Origin of the sequence: Roseixanthobacter psychrophilus (assembly GCF_043195195.1) — a bacterium.
GTDB lineage: Bacteria > Pseudomonadota > Alphaproteobacteria > Rhizobiales > Xanthobacteraceae > NCEH01.
In genome coordinates this window covers 1-350 of record NZ_JBAFWT010000213.1, presented here as the reverse complement: position 1 = coordinate 350, position 350 = coordinate 1, and the positions used below count along the sequence as shown (strand labels likewise).

General features: G+C 69.7%; 1 protein-coding gene. It reads right to left on the bottom strand.

Annotated features, from left to right (window positions below; translation table 11 throughout):
• Window positions 1–249, bottom strand: a 249-nt coding sequence (locus V5F77_RS29250; protein ID WP_429008534.1) for a hypothetical protein, incomplete at its 3' end; no start/stop codon positions are given.
• Between the last annotated feature and the right edge of the window lie 101 nt (window positions 250–350).

Sequence of the window (350 nt, the reverse complement as noted above, 5' to 3'; positions counted from 1 at the left end):
GGCGGATTGATAGTGGATGAAGCCGGGGTTTCCGATCTCAGGCACATAGCCCGCAATGGTCTCGCTGCCGGGCGTCCACGAGCCGATCATCACATAAGGATCGGCCGCCGCGATCGCGACCTGGACGTCGCGGGCGGCTTTGTAATAGGCCCCGGTCGGCTCGGGCGGGTCCGGCAGGTCGCCCCAGTAGGCTCGGCCGAGGGTCTGGATCCAGACCCTGAGTGTCGGCCGACCGAGGGCGGTCCGCATGTGCGCGAAGATCGCCTCGGTGGCCGCACGGAGGCGCGCGGGCGAGGAGAAGCGCGGCGCGGCGGCCGGATCGAACGCCGACACGTCGTTTTCCGCCTGCG